This window comes from Kutzneria buriramensis (assembly GCF_003387475.1).
In the GTDB taxonomy this organism is placed as follows: domain Bacteria; phylum Actinomycetota; class Actinomycetes; order Mycobacteriales; family Pseudonocardiaceae; genus Kutzneria; species Kutzneria buriramensis.
On sequence record NZ_QUNO01000009.1, the window covers coordinates 310917 to 326803 of the forward strand.

Sequence of the window (15887 nt, forward strand, 5' to 3'; positions counted from 1 at the left end):
ACACAATGCTGGCACAAGCCGGCGGCGCCCGCAAATGGCGTTGACTCTCCAGTTACGTCAGTTCCTACCGTCTGCCGGCATGGCACGCTCGAAGAAGCAGACGCACCAGGTCACGCTGCACCTGGAGGGCGGCAACGCCGCCATGATGGACCTCGGCAAGATGCTGGGCCAGACCGGCGTCAACCTGGTCGAGGTCAAGCGGAGCTACGACCAGGCCACCGCGGACCAGCGGGGCGACATCGTGCCGGTCGTCGTCAGCGTCGCCGACGACCGGTCGTTCGAGCTGCGCCTCAAGACGCCGCCGACGTCTCACCTGATCCGCAAGGCGTTGGGCGGCAAGGGATCCGCCCGCCCCGGCCACGTGACCGCCGGCCGGCTCAGCGCCGCCCAGCTCCGCACCGTCGCCCAGCGCAAGCTGCCCGACCTCAACACGACCGACGTCGCGGTCGCCATGCGCATCGTCGCGGGCACCGCCCGATCCATGGGAGTCGCCGTGGACGTCGAGTGAGTACCCACGTGCCGCCCTTCCGGCTGCTCGAACCGGCCCTGACCGTCGCGGAAGCGCTGCTGGCGCGGGGGTTCCTGGCCGACGTCGCCGCCGCCCTGCCCGACGAGCGGGCGGCGGCGGCGCGGCTCAACGCCGCCTTGACCGGTTCCCTTCGTCTGCAACGGAATCCGTGGCGCCTCGCCGCCGACGGCGACCTCGCCACCGCCGCTCTCGGGCTCGCCCTGCTGGTGGTCGTCGACGGCTGGCGTCGGCTCAAACGCTGCGAGGTCTGCGCGGCGGCGTTCGTCGACCGCACCAACGGCTGCTCCCGTCGCCGGTGCACGGTGCACCGACACCTCACGCGCCGCTAGCGATCAGCTCCCGGATCACCGCCGCATCCCGTTCCGCCGCCTCGATCTCGTCGGGAATGGCGGGTTCCAGGCGCACAGGCATGTCCTTGTGGTGCGGAGTGCCGGCGATCGGGTCGCGGTCGTGGGCGTCGGTGATGAGGTTGATGCGCGGGCCGTGCCAGACGCGGCCGCCGTGGCCGTCGGGCACGGACATGCCGAAACCGTGCGGCAACGCGACCTGGGCCTTACGGAGGGAGTCGTCGATCTCGGCGCGGACGACGATGCGGCCGACGCGCGTCACGACGGCCACCCAGTCGCCTTCGGCGGCGCCGATGGCGGCCAGGTCGTCGGTACGGACGTGCAGCGCGCCCTCCTGATCGGTGCGCCGCCAGCTCGGCGGCCGCAGGATCTGGTTGGCGTTGTGCCGGCGGCGCTGGCCGTTGATCAGCGACAGCGGGTACTCGGGGTCGGGACGGTCCCGCGCCGGGTCGAGCTTTTCCAGCCACGACAGCAGTTCCGGCACGGCCAAGTGCACGCGGTCGTGCCGCATGAGCTGCCAGACCTCGTCGTACTCGTGCTTGGTGAAGGCCAGACCGCTGGGGCTGCGGAGAATCCGGTCGAACAGCTCGGCCGCCAGCGCCGGCCCCTCGAGGTCCGTTTCCAAAGCCCGTTGCACGGCAACGGACATCCGCTTGACGAGGGTCAGGCAGGCCGGCCACAGCACGGCCACCGACGCGGCCCCGTTGGGCAGCGTGGCGCCGAGCGTCCGGTACAGCAGCACCGGCGCGATCGCCGGATTCTCTTGCAGCAAAGGCGCTGCCGCCTTCAGCAGGTGTGCCGGGTCGACGTTCCGCAACGGCTCGATGTCCGGCATGACGCCGAGTTCCTCGAACAGGCGCGCGTAGATCTCCGCCTCGACGAGGGTGCCCGGCAGCGGCTCGAACAGCGGCGGCCGCAGGTGGAAGTAGTTGGTGGGGAACTCGAAGTCGAAGAACGTGAATTCCCACTTCTCGTGTTGGGACGCGGCCGGCAGCACGTAATCGGCGAGCGCGGCGGTCTCGGTGTAGGCCACGTCGATCACCACGGACAGCTCCGCGGCGCGGATCGCCCGCTCGGTGGCCAGGGTGTCGGCGGCGGTGTTGGCGGGATTGGAGGATTCCACCCACAGCACCCGCGCCCGGTGCGGATGATCGGCGAGGATCTCCTCGGCCAGCGTGTTCAGCGGCAGCATGCCGCCGATGTACTCGAAGCCGGTGATCTCCGAGCGGTCGCCGCGGGATTCGCTCCACAGCGGCATCAGCCACGTGTGCAGCGCGTTGGTGCCGGGCCGGCCGAAATTGCCGGTCACCAGGTAGAGCAGCTTCTCCAGGTAGCTGTTCAGCGTCGAGTTGCGCCCCTGCTGGATGCCCAGCTCCACACGCACGGTCATCGCCTCGGCGGCGAGAATCAGATCCACCGCCTGGTCGACGTCGGCGCGGTCCACCTCGGCGTGCGCGATCCACTCGTCCACGGGAATCTTGCGCAGCGAGGCCGCGACCTCGTCGAAGCCCCCGGTGTGCTGCGCCAGGAACGCCTCGTCCTGGCCGCCGCGCTGCACGATCAGGGCCAGCATCGCGCCGAGCAGGTAGGCGTCGGTGCCCGGGCGCAGCGGCAGGTGCACGTCCGCGACCTCGGCCGTTTCCGTGCGCCGCGGATCCACCACGATCATCCGGCGCGCCGGGTCGTTCTTGATGTCGTTGACGGCGCTGCGGGCCCGGTTGAACCCGTTGGCCAGCCACGGGTTGCAGCCGATCACCAGCAGCAGGTCGCACTCGTCGACGCCTTCGGCGGTGTGGTTGGTCTGGCCGCCGAACATCTTGCCGTTGACCCAGAAGTCGCCGGTCTTCTCCTGCGACAGCGCGCCGAAGAACCGCTTCGAGTTCATCCAGTTCCGCAGCGCGAGGCCGTACCCGCCGCCGGAGTGGTTGCCCTGGCCGCCGCCGCCCACGTACGCCAGCGACCCCGGCCGGTTCGCGGCGAGGTCCTCGTCCCGCACCGACCGCAGCTTCGCCGCGATCTCCCCCAGCGCCGTCTCCCAGCTCACCGCCTCGTGCGTGCCGTCCTCGCGGCGGCGAAGCGGCGTCGTCAGTCGGTCGCCGTGATCGCCGTACCAGGTCAGCCGCTGCGCCTTCTGGCACAGATACCCCCGCGACCTCGGGTTCTCCCGGTCGCCGCGGACGCGCGTGATCGCCCTGCCCTCCGTCTGCACCTCGATGCCGCAGTTGACGTAGCAGAGGCTGCACGCGGTCTTGTGCCAGTCCGTCACGCCGTCAGAGTTGCATAACGAGACTTAGCCGGTCAAGGCGGCGCGGCAATCCGTGCCGGCGATCGGGGAGAAACGCACTACCCTCGAACGCGCACCGGGGGGAGTTGATCACATGAGCCAGTATTTCGAGTTGGGCGACCGCACGCTCTGGAACCCGTCGAACGGGGTCGGACTGCTGTTCGTCCGGACGGCCAAGGCGATGGAGCCGGTGGTGGACCTGCCGTGCGGCATCGAGCCGTCTGTCACCGACGAGTGGGCCATCAACCTGCCGACGTTCGAACGATTCGTGCACGCGCTGGCGGATCGCTACCAACGCTCGACGCACCTGATCCTGCGCGGACTGACGGAGGGCTTCATCGCGACGGCGATGGTCGTCCTCGAACGTGCGGGCGGCGAAGCACCGCCGGAGCCGGCGGCCGACGCGCCGATGGACAATCGCGACGTCAGCCCTGGGGGCGCACGCGCCGAGTCGGGGCGACTGGTGGACCTGAGGGACCGCTACGACCGGGTGATGCCGAGCTGATCACACCCGCCGAGGCCGCCGACAAGCAGGTCGGCGGCCCGGCGGACATCCGCGGTGACTGCGTCGACGAGCTCGGACGCCGGGCGGCCGTCGACATAGCGGGCCAGGGCGGCGAACTGCACTCGCCATAGGCCGACCAGCGCGATGGCGACTATCTGCGGTTCGGGATCGTCTGAGGGCACGCCGGCGCGAGCGGCGATGGCCTCGGCGATGACGCCGACGAGCCGGCCGGCCATCTCCCGTTGGTACGCGCGCAGCGGAGGGGTGGCGTCGATCAGGGCGGCGAAGCGGGCAAACCGCTCGACGGCGTCAGGCTGCGAGGCAAGCCAGGAGGCGACGGCGCGCAGCTCGCCGGCAAGGACGGTGAGGACCGCGTCCACTGGGGACTTCGCCGAGGCGAGGGCCGGACGGAGGGTGGCGATGGCGGTGTCGGGATGGTCGACGACCAGGGATTCCTTGGTCGGGAAGTAGTTGTAGACGGTTTTCTCCGACACTCCGCAGGCGGCGGCGACCTCGGCGACCCGCACGGCGTCGAAGCCGCGGTCGAGGAACATCTCGGTGGCGGTGTCGGTGAGCAGCTGCCGGGTCTGCCGCTTCTTGCGCTCACGCAGCCCCTCGCCGCCGGGGTCGGTCCAATCCACGGTGATCATGTCGCCAGCATAGTTCAGTGGCTGTAACTTTGCTGTTGCTATCAACTTTCAGTGACTGTAAAGTTCGCCCGCATGAAGGCCGCCGAGTTGCTGAGCATCGTGCTGAACGCCCTGGTCATGGGCGTGTTCTGGGGACCGTGGATCGGACTGACCCGCTCGCTCGCGACATTCGAGCCGGCGGCATTCCTGGCCATCGGCCACCGACTCAACCTCAACCTCGCGCCGCTGATGACCGTCCTGATGCCGGCCGCACTCCTGTCGACGGCGCCGACACTCGTGCTGTCGTACGGCAACCAGCCGACGACGTTCGCGGCGACACTGGCCGGGGCGGCGCTGTTCGCGGTGGCGCTGACCGTCACGGTCGCCGTCGAGGTGCCGATCGCCGTCCGGATCAAGTCCTGGTCGACGACCACGCTGCCGGCCGACTGGCGCCGGCACCGCGACCGCTGGGCCGCCGTGCACGTGATCCGCGTGGTGGCCGGCGTCCTCGGACTGGCACTGCTCGTCGCCGGCGCGCTCTACGGCTGAGGCAGCCGGGGTGCGACGGACCGCCGCACGACGATGTGGGTGCCCAGGACCACGTGCTGCTCCGGCGCGTCGGGGTCGTCGCGGTGCAGGGCAAGGCGCAGCGCTGTCCGCCCCAACTCGTCGTGCGGGATGTGCACGGTGGTCAGCGCGGGGTGGACGTCCTCGGCCGGGCTGAGGTCGTCGTAGCCGATGACCGACACCTCCCGCGGCACGTCCACGCCGGCGTCGCGCAGCGCCGCGACGGCGCCGGCGGCGACGAGGTCGTCGCAGCCGAAGATGGCGGTGAACTCGACGCCGTCGGCCAGCAACCGTTGCGTGGCCTGGTAACCGAAGCGCCGGATCAGCGCGCCGGGGACGATGAGCTCGGGCGGCATGGACAGCCCGTACGCCGACATAGCCCGCTTCACGCCGGCGAGGCGCTCGTTGGTGGTGGTGTTGCCCTCGACCCCGCCGAGGAACACGATCCGCCGGTGCCCGTTGGACAGCAGGTGGCTGGTGGCGGCGAACGCCCCGCCCTCGTTGTCGTACTCCACGACCGTGACGGGAAGGTCGGGGCCGGGCGACGGCCGTCCACACAGGACCAGCCGGGAATCGGCGCTGTGCAGGGCATGCGCGAGGGTCGCCATCCGCTCGCGGTACTCGGGCGTGTCGAGCACGCCGCCGATCAGGCACACGGCCCCGGTGTTCTGCTCCCGCAGCATGGTCACGATGGCCAGCTCGCGGTCGGGATCCCCGTCGGTGGAGGAGATCAGGCACAGCCGCTGCTCCAGCGCGGCCTGCCGCTCGATGCCGCGGGCGACGGTGTTGAAGAACGGCGCGGAGACGTCGGTGAGGATGATCGCCACGGTCTTGGGCTGGCCGCCGGACAGCGCCCGCGCGTGCGCGTTGACGACGTAGTCCAGCTCGCGGATGGCGCGTAGCACCTTGGTCCGGGTGGCGCCGGCGACGGGGTGGTTGCCGCTGAGCACCCGCGACACGGTCGCCGGCGAGACGCCCGCCTGCCGCGCCACGTCGCTGACCGTCGCCTTCGGAGTGCCACTGCCGCTGCGGGCCATCGCCCCGTCCCTCGTCGCCCGATGAAACCGAATTCACACTATCTCACCGCGCCGTCGACGGTGTCGTTGACCGCGGGATGGCAACCGATTACCGTCCCCCGACGTGGTCCGATACGGGTTCTCGACGCTCGGGCTGCCGGGCGCGTCCCTCGACGCCGTGCTCGCGCTGGCCGCGGAGGCCGGCTGCCAGGGGGTCGAGCTGCGGTGCGCCGAGGACGAGCCGGTCCGCCCCGACCTGGGTCTGACGGACCGCCGCGCGGTGGTGCGCAGATTCCAGCAGACCGGCATCGAGCCGCTGGGGCTCGCCTCGTACGTGAGGATCGGGCAGCCCGGCGACGACGCGCCGGTGATCGACGACGTGGTCCGGCACATCGCGCTGGCCGCCGACCTCGGCATCCCCGCGGTGCGAGTGTTCCCCGGCGGCGCGACCGCCGAAGCGGTGCGGCGTCTGAGCGCGATCGCCCCTACGGCCGCCGCGAACGGTGTGCGGATCCTGGTCGAGACCCACGACTCGCACCGGAACGCGCAAGCCGTCGCCGAGCTGCTCGATCTGGTCGACTCCCCCGCCGTCGGCGCCATCTGGGACGTCCTGCACACGCACCTCGGCGGCGACGCCCCGGCCGACGCACTGAACCTGCTGTGGCCGCGTCTGGGCTACGTGCAAGTGAAGGACGCCGTCGACGACCTCACCCCGGTCCGTCTCGGCGCCGGCACGCTGCCGCTCGAAACCACGGTCGACGCGCTGCTCGACGCCGGCTACGACGGCTGGCTGGTCTGGGAGTACGAGGCGCGCTGGTACCCCGACGCGACGCCGCTGCCGGCCGTGCTGGCGGAAGGCATCGGCTGGCTCGACCGTTCCTCGTAGTGGGACGCGGCGTGACCTTCCGGCCGGTTTCGACACCGGTTCCGGGCAGCTCCACCCGTCCTGAACAGGAAGAACGCACCCGGTGTGACCCTTGACACTAAATAGGAAACTTTCCTAACTTATTGACATGCCAGAGACACCTGGAGTTCACCTCACGTTGGCCGAGCAACATGAGCTGTACACGGCTCGCTACTCGCGCCGGTCGCTGTTCCGCGCGGGCGCCGTCGGCGGCGCGGCACTGGCCGTGGGCGGGGTGTTACCCGCGACCGGTTCCGCCGCAACGGAAAAGGTCGCCGGCGCGGCGGTGCGGCCGTTCGGGCGGCACATCGCGTTCGGCGTGGATCCGTCGCAGCAGGTCGTGGTGTCCTGGCAGGTGCCGGCGGCGGTCACCGCGCCGTTCGTCCGCATCGGACTGAGCCCGACCGATCTGGGCCAGCCCATCACCCCCGAGGTGCGCACGCTGACCAGCCAGCTGTCCTGGCAGAAGCCGCTGGAGGACGAGCCGCTGGTCAAGCCGAAGACCGTGACGCAGTACTACCTGCACGCCCGGCTGGATCAGCTGGTGCCGGACACGACCTACTTCTACGTGGTGGGGCACCAGGGTTTCGACCCCGCCGGCACGCTGGAGGGCGTGGCCACGTTCCACACCGCGCCGGCGGTGGGCCGGCCCGCGGCCTTCGGCTTCACCGCGTTCGGCGACCAGGGCGTCGGCTACAACGCGACGGCGACCACCGGCCTGATCTCCAGCCTGGCGCCGGCCTTCCACCTGCACATGGGCGACCTCAGCTACGCCAACCGCGACGGCGGCGGCGACACCACCGACGCGTACGACGCCCGGGTGTGGGACCAGTTCTTCGCGCAGAACGAGTCGGCGTCCGCCCAGATCCCGTGGATGATGGCGATCGGCAACCACGAGATGGAGCCGTGGTACGCGGCCGACGGCTACGGCGGCGTGCGGGCCCGGTTCACCATGCCGGACAACGCCTGGGGCGGATCCACCGGCATCTACTCGTGGCGGTACCAGAACGTCGGCCTGGTCAGCCTGGACGGCAACGACATCTGCTACAACACCGCGACGAACCTCAACTACACCAAGGGAAAGCAGCTCGCCTGGCTGAAGGCGACGCTCGCCGCGATGCGGGCCGACAAGACCGTCGACTTCATCGTCGTCTACTTCCACCAGTGCGCGTACTCCACCTGCCACTCCAACGGCGCGGAGCTCGGCGCGCAGCAGCAGTGGACACCGCTGTTCGACACGTACAAGGTGGATCTGGTCCTCAATGGACACAACCACATCTACGAGCGCACGGACCCGATCCGGGCCGGCAAGGCGACGAGGAAGCTGGCCTCGGGCGACACGGTGACGCCGGCGAAGGACGGCACCACGTACGTGGTCGCGGGCGGCGGCGGTGGCGGCGTGTACACGTTCCCGGCTTCCGACACCTACATGGGGCACGAGACGAGCAACGACAAGCCGGTGCCGATGCAGATCTCCGACGAGAGCGGCAAGGACCACATCGTCAACGTCACCTGGTCGCGGGTGCGGTACACGGGCTACTGCCTGGTGTCGGTGAACGTGGCCGCCGCGACGGGCACCACGCCGGCGAAGATGACCGTGCGGGCGCTGACCGAGGACGGCACGGCCGTGGACCAGTTCACGGTGTCCAAGTAGGACGAGGGCCCCGGACGACGACCGTCGTCCGGGGCCCTCTCAGCGCGATGGATCAGCCCGCCGGCTGCCAGGCGGCGAACGCGTTGTTCGTCCCCTGCTGCGAGTAGTACAGCTTGCCGTCGTAGTTGACGGCCATCAGCTGGGTACGGCCGTTGGGGCCGGTGATGCCCGCCGCGTCGTCGACGGCGACGCCGCTGATGTCGGTCCAGCCGCCGAAGGCGTTGTTCGGGGCCGTCTGCTCCGAGAAGCTGATGCCGCCGTTGGCGTTGTGCTCGGCCGCCAGCACCCGACCCGACGTGTCCGTCACGACGGTGATGTTGCCGATGCCGCCCTGGCCGCCGAAGGCGCCCGGACCGGCCCAGCTGCCGCCGACGCTGACCTGGTACGTCGTCGTCACGTTGGCGGTGCCGGCCTGGCGCGTGAGCAGCTCGAACCGGCCGTCCTGGTCCTTCGCCACGGTCAGCCCGCTGGCCGCCGCGGCCTGCGGGAAGGTGGTGTCGGTGTTGAAGCCGCCGTTGGCGGTGGGCTGGTACCAGTGCAGGATGCCGGTCACCGTCGGCGCGAACAGCTCGATGCGGCCGTCGTTGGTCATCAGCGCCGACGGCTGGCCCTGCGCGTTGGTGCCGCCCATGTCGCCCCAGCTGCCGACGAACCCGCCGTTGATCGCCACCTGCCACTTGGAGCAGATGCCGCCGTTGCCGTTGCGGACGAAGATCTGGAGGCGGCCGTCGCCGTTGGTGGTCACCGCCGGCGTGCTGACCCGCTGGGCGGCGTCCGATCCGGTGTTGGGGTTGCCCACGTCGGCCCAGGACCAGCTGCTGCCGCTCTGATAGAGCGAGATGATGTTGTAGCTGTCCAGGCGCTGGCCGAACACCTCCATGCGGCCGTCCTGGTCGTGGGCGACGAACACGCCGTTGGCCAGCGGGGCGCCGGGGTTGCCGTGGTTGATCGGCGCCGCCCAGGTGCCGTCCGGATGCTCGACCCACTCGTACAGGCTGCCGCCCTGGACCACGAACGCGTGGATGTTGTTGGCGCCGTCGGTGGTGACCCAGTTGGTGCCGCGCGGGTCGCGCTCGTACTCGCGCTGCTCCCACTTCGCGTACGTGTCGTTGAAGGCGGCGCCGTACTGCACGAAGACGTCGTTGGGCATGTACTGGTTCTCGAAGATGTTCTTCTTGGCCGCCTGCTGCGCCGCGTTCATGTTGATCGCCAGGTCGGCGATGTTGTAGTCGTGGTAGTCCTCCAGCATCACCCGCGGCTTGGTGGCGCTGTAGGCGGCCTCCGCCGCCCCCGCGAACAGCGAGGCGGGCGTGTGGTCCTCGTGGTCGGGCCGCAGCTGGAGGTCGGGCGCCGGGTCCTGGGCCCGCACGACCGTCGCCGAGTACGCCGTCATCACGGCGTTCAGCACGTCGATGAGCTGGCCGCGGGTGTAGTTCTGCACCGGGGCCGCGCTCACCGCGAGCGTGTTGGTGTTGGGGATGGTGCTGGCCCAGAGCTTGGCCAGGGTCCCGCCGCTGTTGTACCGCGTGTCGGCGTTCTCCGGCAGGTTCAGGAAGATCACCCGGACGTTGGGCCGCGACGTCAGGGAGTACTGCTGGACCTGGTGGTTGGCGAACGTCTGGGTGGTCAGGGTCCAGCAGCCGCTCGCGCCCGCCGCGCCGACGGCGCAGCCCGTCACGCCGGCCATGGTCGCGTACGCGCTGAGCACGCCGACCTGCCGGGAGGTCGCGTACAGCTCCGGGCTCTGCGTGGCGCCCGGCGCGTTCTCCCCGGCCGTGATGTAGACGGTCGTGGTGTCGATGTTGCGGGTGATCTGGGTGATCAGGTCCGGGCTCAGGAAGAGCGTGTCGTCGTCCTCGTGGGCGACGACGTCCACCACGGCCTGCGCCGGTGGCGTGTCGGCTCTGGCCACCGGCCCGATCATTCCCAGCGACACCACCACTGTCAGCGTCGTCGCCAAACGTTGCACTCTCGTCTTGCCCCCCTTGGCCGCCGCGGCCGGGGCCGCGGAACCTGTCTCACTCAATTGTGCGGCAGACCGGACTCCGCCTCGACCAGATATCCCCGAAAACGGCTGTGTCGTTACAGCTCGACCCGGGTGCCCATGACCACGGTCCGCTCCACCGGCAACCGGAAGTACACGGCCGGATTCGCCGCGTTGTGGGCCAGCCCGATGAACAGCAGCTTCTGCCACTTCGGCAGCCCGTCGCCGGATCCGAGTTCGATGTTCACCCGGGAGAGGTAGTAGAAGGCGCGGTCCGCGTCGACCTCCAGCTCGGAGGTCAGCATGAAGGCGTCGCGCAGCGCCGCCGGGATGTTCTGGTCGTCCTGGAAGCCGAAGCGAACGGTCAGGTGCACGATGCCGTCGTCGGTGTGGTCGAGGGAGTCCACGGTCAGCCGCTCGTTTCGGGACACGTGCGGCACGTTCTCCGGCACCACCGTCACGATCACGACGTGCTCGTGCACCACCCCGTTGAACTCGAAGTTCGCCCGCAGCGCCAACGGAACCGTCTGCTTGGACGGGTGCGGGAACACGGCGACGCCCGGCACCCGGACCGTCCCGCTGTCCCGCAGCTCGTCCACGAACTCCGCCATGGAGCCCTCGATCTCGTCGCGGCGCCGGGTCACCACCCGCCGGCCGCGCTGCCACGTGAGCATCACCGTCACGACCAGCGCCCCGAGCAGCAGCGGCAGCCAGCCGCCGTGCACGACCTTGGTCAGGTTGCCGGCGAGGAAGACCAGCTCCAGCCCGCCGAACACCACCCCGACCAGGGCGACCTGCCACCACTTCCAGTGCCACGCGGCGGAGGCCAGCACCAGGAACAGCGCCGTCGTCAGCAGCAGGGTGCCGGTGACCGCCAGCCCGTAGGCCGTGGCCAGCGACTGGGAGGACCCGAACGTCACGGTCAGGATCAGCACGCCGGCCAGCAGCAGCCAGTTGATGGCCGGCACGTAGATCTGGCCGCTCTCCTCGCGCGAGGTGTGCCTGACGGTCAGGTGCGGCAGGAACCCGAGCTGCACCGCCTGCCGCGACATGGAGAACGCCCCGGAGATCACCGACTGTGAGGCGATCACCGTCGCCGCGGTGGCGAGCACGATCAGCGGGATCTGCGCCCAGCCCGGCGCCATGATGAAGAACGGGTTCGCGACGGAGTCCGGGCGGCTGAGGATCAGCGCCCCCTGCCCGAGGTAGTTCAGGGTCAGCGCCGGGAACACCACGAAGAACCAGGCCCGGCTGATCGCCGGCCGTCCGAAGTGGCCCATGTCGGCGTACAGCGCCTCGGCGCCGGTGATGGCCAGCACCACCGCGCCCATCGCGACGAACGCCAGCAGCGGCCGGTCCACGAAGAACGCCGCCGCCGAGGTCGGCGACAGCGCCAGCAGGATGCCCGGCTTGGCCACGATCCACGGCAGCCCGAGCAGGGCGATCACCGCGAACCAGAGCAGCATGACCGGCCCGAACAGCCGCCCGACCCGGTGCGTGCCGAAGCGCTGCACGAGGAACAGCACCACCAGGATGGTGACGCCGATCGGCAGCACGGCCTCCTTGATCTCCGGCGACACCACCTCGATGCCCTCGACCGCGGACAGCACCGAGATCGCCGGCGTGATCACGCTGTCGCCGAAGAACAGGGACGCGCCGATCACCCCGAACAGCACGGCCGTGGCCACCATCTTGGCCCGCCCAGTGACGCGGCGGCGGATCAGCGCGGCCAGCGCCATGATGCCGCCCTCGCCGTCGTTGTCGGCGCGCATCACGAAGCCGACGTACTTCACCGAGACGATGATGAGCACCGCCCAGAACACCAGCGAGATGACGCCGTACACGTCGGACGCCACCGGGCGGATCGCGCCGCCGTCGATGGCGAACACCGTCTGCAACGAGTACAGCGGGCTGGTGCCGATGTCGCCGAAGACGACGCCGAGCGCGGTCACCGCCAGGGCCGCCATGCCGGTACGGTGCTGTGCCACTTTCTCCACGGGCACAGTCTGCCCGGACGAAGTGGATCAGGCTCGCCGACGAGCCGTACGACACACCCCGGAGCGGGACCACAGGAGGGCACCACCGTGCGGGAGATCTTCGGACGGTATCTGCGGGCCGGCGCCATGTCGCACGACGCCGACGCGCTGGCCGAGCTGTTCACCGAGGACGGCGTGTACGAGGCGCCGCTGGTGCCGCCGGGCCACGCCTTCCCGAACCGGCTCGAAGGCCGGGAGGCGATTCGCGCCGCCATGGCCGCGTACTACGCGCGGGCGACCGGCCCGGACGGCGCCGTCGACGCCGAGAAGACGCGGCTCGTGCTGCACGACACCGCCGACCCGGACGTGTTCATGGCCGAGATCGACACCGTGTTCGACACCGGGGTCACCGTCTCGCTGGTCCAGATCTTCCGGCTCCGCGACGGCCGGATCGCCCTGTTGCGTGACTACTTCGCACCGGACGTGGTGGGCTGATGCGCCGCCGCGGGTTTCGTGGTGCCCTGGGGGGATGAACGGTCTCCTGGACGCCGCGTTCGGCCACCCTCGCGGCGTGCTCGGTCGGCTGGGTGGCGCGATCATGGCCCGCGCGAACCGCCAGCAGGAGCGGGACGCGATCGAGCTGGCGGCGCTGACCAGGGGCGAGCAGGTGCTGGTCGTCGGCCACGGGCCGGGCATCGGCGTGGAGCTGGCGGCCGAGGCGGTGTCGCCGGGCGGTCACGTGGTCGGCGTCGACCCGTCGGACGCGATGCGGGCGATGGCCACGGCCCGGTGCCGACGGTTCAACGTCGAGCTGCGGGCCGGCGGCGCGGAGCGCACGGGGTGCCCCGAGGGCAGCGTCGACGTGGCGATCTCCGTCAACAACGTCATGCTCTGGGACCGCGGAGCCGGCTTCGCGGAGCTGCGCCGGGTGCTCAAGCCCGGTGGACGGCTGGTGATCACCGTCCACCGGCACGTCCTCGACGTCGAGCCGGACCGGCTCCGCGAGGAGGCGGAGCAGGCCGGCTTCAGCACCGTCCGGCTGACGACGAGGGAACGCCGTCACAACAGCCCGGCGGTGGAGCTAGTCGCCCGTCGCTGAGCCCAGGTACTGCTGCGTCGCCCGCGCCAGGCGGGCCTCGATGCCCGCGGCGTCGGGCGCGGTGGCGCGCCGAAACCGTTGCGAGGCAACGAGAGACAGCAGCCACCAGGCGCCGGCCTCGGGGTCGAGGTGCGGGCCGAGCTCGCCGGCGTCACGGCCGCGGGCGAGGATGCCGGTGAGGGTCGTCGCGAACCGCTGCGTGGCGTCCCGGGCGGCCGCCTCGACCTCGGGATCGTCGACGACGCTCGCGGCCTCGGCGAACAGCGAGCCGACGTTGCCGGCGTCGTGCACGTGGGCCAGATGCCCCGGATCCAGGAACATCGCGAGCACCTTGGCCGCCGGCAGGTCGGCCAGCGCGTCGAGCTCGCCGCAGACCTGGTCGGCGGCGCGCCGCACCACGGCCGCGAACAGCGCCGACTTCGTGCCGAAGTTCTGGAACACCACCGGCTCGCTGACGCCCAGCCGGGCCGCCACGACGGCGGTCTTCCCCCGCAGGTAGCCGAACTCGACGAACACCTCGGTGGCCGCCGCGAGGATCGACTCGCGGCGCTGCTCGGCGCTCATGCGGGTGCGCTTGGTGGTCACCCGCCGATCGTAGCCACCTTGCCAGCCAACTTAGTCGCGACTAAGCTTCTAACTTAGTCACCACTAAGTTAAGGAGACGGTCATGGTCCTCCAGCACCTCCTGCACGGTCACCAGGCGCCCGGCGTGATCGGCCGGGCCCGCGGCTACGAAGCGCTGACCGCACTCGTGTTGAACCGCCGACGCCTCTACGGCCGGCTCGTCACGCTCGCCGACATCCGCCCGGGCGAGCGCGTGCTCGACATCGGCTGCGGCCCCGGCTACCTCACCGCCCTGGCGGCACGGAAAGGCGCACACACCGTCGGTGTCGACCCGGCGGAGTCGATGATCCAGCTGGCCCAACGGTTACGCGGCGCCGACGACTGCGAGTTCCGGGTCGGCCGGGCGGAAAGCCTCGACCTGCCGGACGAATCGTTCGACGTGGTGGTGTCCAGCTTCGCCGTGCACCACATCCCCGAGCCGGTCCGCGCCGCCGCGTTCGCCGAGATGCACCGGGTGCTCAGGCCCGGCGGCCGGCTGCTGGTCGCGGACTTCCCGCCGCCGCGCGGCCGCGTCGCCCGGCACCTGATCGGCGCGATGACCGGCGAGGCGATGAGCGCCAACCCGGTCGAGCGGATCGCGCCGATGGTCGGCGAGGCAGGCTTCACTGCCGTCACGTCCGGCGAGCACCGGCCTTTCCTCCACCACGTCAGGGCGGTGAAGTAGCCTTCCGCGCATGCCGCTGCCGAGGGTGTTGCGTCCGCGGGATCATGAACTCGCCCTCGGCCTCACGGCGCTGGCGTTCATCCCGCCGCTGCAGACCCTCGGCGGCGAGTTCGGCGATCTCCCGACCCGCCCCGCCGACGCGCTCGCCGTCGTCCTGGTGCTGGGGCAGACCGCGCCGCTGGCGTTCCGGACCCGCTGGCCGGCGCTTTGCCTTGCCGTGTCAGGGATTTCCTTCGCGGCGTACGCGTCGTTCGGCTACCCGCAGACGCTCGCCGCCGCCGGTCTGTATCTCGCGCTGTACGGCGTCGGCGCGCACCAGCAACGGCATCGGGTGCTGGTGGCGGTCGTCGCGACCGCCGGCTACCTCGCGATGTCGGTCGTCCTGCACGAGCTGGGCTCGCCCGACCGGTTCCCCGACCACTTCGCGTTCTACCTGGCACTGGCGGCGTGTTGGCTGCTCGGCGCCTACGTCCGGCGGCGGCGCGCCGACGAGGCCGAGCGGCAGCGGTTGGCCGAGGCGGCGGCCGCCGTGAACGAGCGGGCGCGGATCGCCCGGGAGCTGCACGACGTCGTCACGCACCACGTGACCGCCATGGTGGTGCAGGCCGACGCCGCGCAGTTCCTGCCGGAGAAGGATCCGGCGTTGACGGCGATCAGCGGCTCCGGCAGGTTGGCGTTGAAGGAATTACGCCACCTGCTGGACGTGCTGGAGGCGACCGGCTCCCCCGGCACCGTGCGGGACCTGGTCGAGCAGACCCGGGCCGGCGGCCAGCCGGTGGAGCTGATCGAGGACGGCGACCGTGTGCCGCTACCCGCCGGCTCGGAGCTGGCCGCATACCGTGTCGTGCAGGAAGCCCTGACCAACGCGGTGAAGTACGCCGCCGGCAACCCCACCACCGTCCTCATTGGATACTCGCCGGACCGGCTGGACGTCGAGGTCGCCACCGAGGGGTCCCGCACGCATCCCGAGGCGCAGGGCGGCGGGCGGGGCCTCGCCGGGCTGCGGGACCGGGTGGCGAAGGTCGGCGGCGAGCTCGACGCCGTCGAGGACAACGGGCGGTTCGTGGTCAGGGCCCGCATCCCCACCGGAGGAACGCCGTGATCC

16 protein-coding genes are annotated in these 15887 nt (G+C 70.7%); 10 read left to right on the forward strand and 6 right to left on the reverse strand.

Annotated elements, in window-relative coordinates; all coding sequences use genetic code 11:
* Positions 1-79 precede the first annotated feature (79 nt).
* Both BCF44_RS27100 and BCF44_RS27105 read left to right on the forward strand, forming a co-directional pair.
* Positions 80-508 carry an uL11 family ribosomal protein gene (locus BCF44_RS27100; protein ID WP_116177202.1) on the forward strand — a complete coding sequence of 143 codons (429 nt, stop codon included), beginning with the start codon at positions 80-82 and terminating at the stop codon, positions 506-508.
* Positions 505-858, forward strand: coding sequence for a hypothetical protein (locus BCF44_RS27105; protein ID WP_147328649.1), 354 nt, complete (start codon positions 505-507; stop codon positions 856-858). Before BCF44_RS27100 ends, BCF44_RS27105 begins: the two co-directional genes overlap by 4 nt.
* Here the strand turns inward: BCF44_RS27105 and BCF44_RS27110 are convergent.
* Positions 845-3142, reverse strand: a complete 2298-nt coding sequence (locus BCF44_RS27110) for a molybdopterin-dependent oxidoreductase (RefSeq protein ID WP_116177204.1) — start codon at positions 3140-3142, stop codon at positions 845-847. The two genes, BCF44_RS27105 and BCF44_RS27110, sit on opposite strands and share 14 nt — an antisense overlap.
* A 112-nt stretch (positions 3143-3254) precedes the next feature.
* On the opposite strand from BCF44_RS27110, the gene BCF44_RS27115 reads away from it, so the two are divergent.
* Positions 3255-3665: a DUF6086 family protein gene (locus tag BCF44_RS27115; RefSeq protein WP_116177205.1), complete on the forward strand. Its 411-nt coding sequence runs from the start codon at positions 3255-3257 to the stop codon at positions 3663-3665.
* Here the strand turns inward: BCF44_RS27115 and BCF44_RS27120 are convergent.
* Complete coding sequence (locus BCF44_RS27120) at positions 3641-4315, reverse strand: TetR/AcrR family transcriptional regulator (RefSeq protein WP_116177206.1); 675 nt, start codon at positions 4313-4315, stop codon at positions 3641-3643. The genes BCF44_RS27115 and BCF44_RS27120 overlap by 25 nt on opposite strands.
* 51 nt (positions 4316-4366) lie before the next feature.
* Between BCF44_RS27120 and BCF44_RS27125 the strand changes: the two genes are divergently transcribed.
* Entirely contained in the window at positions 4367-4843 is a 477-nt protein-coding gene (locus tag BCF44_RS27125; RefSeq protein WP_211353245.1) for an anthrone oxygenase family protein, read from the forward strand.
* On the opposite strand, the gene BCF44_RS27130 is transcribed toward BCF44_RS27125, so the two are convergent.
* Positions 4834-5898 carry a LacI family DNA-binding transcriptional regulator gene (locus BCF44_RS27130; protein ID WP_116177208.1) on the reverse strand — a complete coding sequence of 355 codons (1065 nt, stop codon included), beginning with the start codon at positions 5896-5898 and terminating at the stop codon, positions 4834-4836. The two genes, BCF44_RS27125 and BCF44_RS27130, sit on opposite strands and share 10 nt — an antisense overlap.
* 103 nt (positions 5899-6001) lie before the next feature.
* On the opposite strand from BCF44_RS27130, the gene BCF44_RS27135 reads away from it, so the two are divergent.
* Entirely contained in the window at positions 6002-6763 is a 762-nt protein-coding gene (locus BCF44_RS27135; protein ID WP_116177209.1) for a sugar phosphate isomerase/epimerase family protein, read from the forward strand.
* Positions 6764-6890: 127 nt separating this feature from the next.
* Positions 6891-8435, forward strand: a complete 1545-nt coding sequence (locus tag BCF44_RS27140) for a purple acid phosphatase family protein (RefSeq protein WP_116177210.1) — start codon at positions 6891-6893, stop codon at positions 8433-8435.
* Between the two features lie 52 nt (positions 8436-8487).
* Here the strand turns inward: BCF44_RS27140 and BCF44_RS27145 are convergent, their stop codons facing one another.
* A complete protein-coding gene (locus BCF44_RS27145) occupies positions 8488-10395 on the reverse strand; it encodes a DUF8189 domain-containing protein (protein WP_147328650.1) in 1908 nt (635 codons plus the stop codon).
* 122 nt (positions 10396-10517) lie between these two features.
* Positions 10518-12416 carry a potassium transporter Kup gene (locus BCF44_RS27150; RefSeq protein WP_246015586.1) on the reverse strand — a complete coding sequence of 633 codons (1899 nt, stop codon included), beginning with the start codon at positions 12414-12416 and terminating at the stop codon, positions 10518-10520.
* An 87-nt stretch (positions 12417-12503) separates the two neighbouring features.
* Between BCF44_RS27150 and BCF44_RS27155 the strand changes: the two genes are divergently transcribed.
* Together BCF44_RS27155 and BCF44_RS27160 are read left to right on the forward strand one after the other, a co-directional pair.
* Positions 12504-12890, forward strand: coding sequence for a nuclear transport factor 2 family protein (locus BCF44_RS27155; RefSeq protein ID WP_211353246.1), 387 nt, complete (start codon positions 12504-12506; stop codon positions 12888-12890).
* 34 nt (positions 12891-12924) lie between these two features.
* Complete coding sequence (locus tag BCF44_RS27160) at positions 12925-13494, forward strand: class I SAM-dependent methyltransferase (RefSeq protein ID WP_116177213.1); 570 nt, start codon at positions 12925-12927, stop codon at positions 13492-13494.
* Here the strand turns inward: BCF44_RS27160 and BCF44_RS27165 are convergent.
* Positions 13477-14079 (reverse strand): TetR/AcrR family transcriptional regulator, encoded by a 603-nt coding sequence (locus tag BCF44_RS27165; RefSeq protein WP_246015588.1) that lies wholly within the window; start codon positions 14077-14079, stop codon positions 13477-13479. The genes BCF44_RS27160 and BCF44_RS27165 overlap by 18 nt on opposite strands.
* An 82-nt stretch (positions 14080-14161) precedes the next feature.
* Between BCF44_RS27165 and BCF44_RS27170 the strand changes: the two genes are divergently transcribed.
* Together BCF44_RS27170 and BCF44_RS27175 are read left to right on the forward strand one after the other, a co-directional pair.
* Positions 14162-14782 (forward strand): class I SAM-dependent methyltransferase, encoded by a 621-nt coding sequence (locus BCF44_RS27170; RefSeq protein WP_116177214.1) that lies wholly within the window; start codon positions 14162-14164, stop codon positions 14780-14782.
* 10 nt (positions 14783-14792) lie between these two features.
* On the forward strand, positions 14793-15884 hold the full coding sequence (locus tag BCF44_RS27175) for a sensor histidine kinase (protein WP_116177215.1): 1092 nt from the start codon (positions 14793-14795) through the stop codon (positions 15882-15884).
* The last annotated feature ends 3 nt before the right edge of the window (positions 15885-15887 follow it).

Bases quoted from the DNA above. Each gene is read 5' to 3' on its own strand.
- BCF44_RS27115 (WP_116177205.1), top strand. From the start codon at position 3,255: ATGAGCCAGTATTTCGAGTTGGGCGACCGCACGCTCTGGAACCCGTCG.
- BCF44_RS27160 (WP_116177213.1), top strand. From the start codon at position 12,925: ATGAACGGTCTCCTGGACGCCGCGTTCGGCCACCCTCGCGGCGTGCTC.
- BCF44_RS27120 (WP_116177206.1), bottom strand. From the start codon at position 4,315: ATGATCACCGTGGATTGGACCGACCCCGGCGGCGAGGGGCTGCGTGAG.
- BCF44_RS27175 (WP_116177215.1), top strand. From the start codon at position 14,793: ATGCCGCTGCCGAGGGTGTTGCGTCCGCGGGATCATGAACTCGCCCTC.
- BCF44_RS27140 (WP_116177210.1), top strand. From the start codon at position 6,891: ATGCCAGAGACACCTGGAGTTCACCTCACGTTGGCCGAGCAACATGAG.
- BCF44_RS27170 (WP_116177214.1), top strand. From the start codon at position 14,162: ATGGTCCTCCAGCACCTCCTGCACGGTCACCAGGCGCCCGGCGTGATC.
- BCF44_RS27100 (WP_116177202.1), top strand. From the start codon at position 80: ATGGCACGCTCGAAGAAGCAGACGCACCAGGTCACGCTGCACCTGGAG.
- BCF44_RS27130 (WP_116177208.1), bottom strand. From the start codon at position 5,898: ATGGCCCGCAGCGGCAGTGGCACTCCGAAGGCGACGGTCAGCGACGTG.